Annotated in this window: 1 protein-coding gene; it reads right to left on the reverse strand. The window is 65.7% G+C overall.

Translation table 11 applies throughout. The annotated features are described in order from the left end of the window. Positions 1–350 (reverse strand): DDE-type integrase/transposase/recombinase (locus KUG41_RS15170; protein ID WP_216905045.1); only part of this gene is annotated, 350 nt, incomplete at both ends.

A 350-nucleotide genomic window follows, 5' to 3' on the forward strand; every position in this document is an offset into this window, starting at 1 on the left:
GATGAATCGCTCGGCCTTGCCGTTGGTCCTTGGGGTGTAGGGCCTGGTCTTCTTCACCTTCAATCCCAGGGCACGGCAGGCTTTTCGCCAGCCATGGGACTTGTAAGCCGAGCCGTTGTCACTGAGCACCCGTCGGCACTCGATCCCCTGCCCGTTGAACCAGGCCACCGCCCGGCTCAGGAAGCCCACTGTGGTCGGGCCCTTCTCATCGGGCAGGACCTCGACGTAGGACAGGCGGGTGGCGTCATCCACGGCCACGTGGACCTTCTCGTAGCCGGCTCCGGGAGAGCTGCCCTTGCGTGGATCACCGGTGATCCGGTGGCCGACCCGCTCAAAGCGGGCCAGCTGCT

Source organism: Synechococcus sp. CCY 9618, from assembly GCF_019038415.1.
Lineage (GTDB): Bacteria > Cyanobacteriota > Cyanobacteriia > PCC-6307 > Cyanobiaceae > Cyanobium.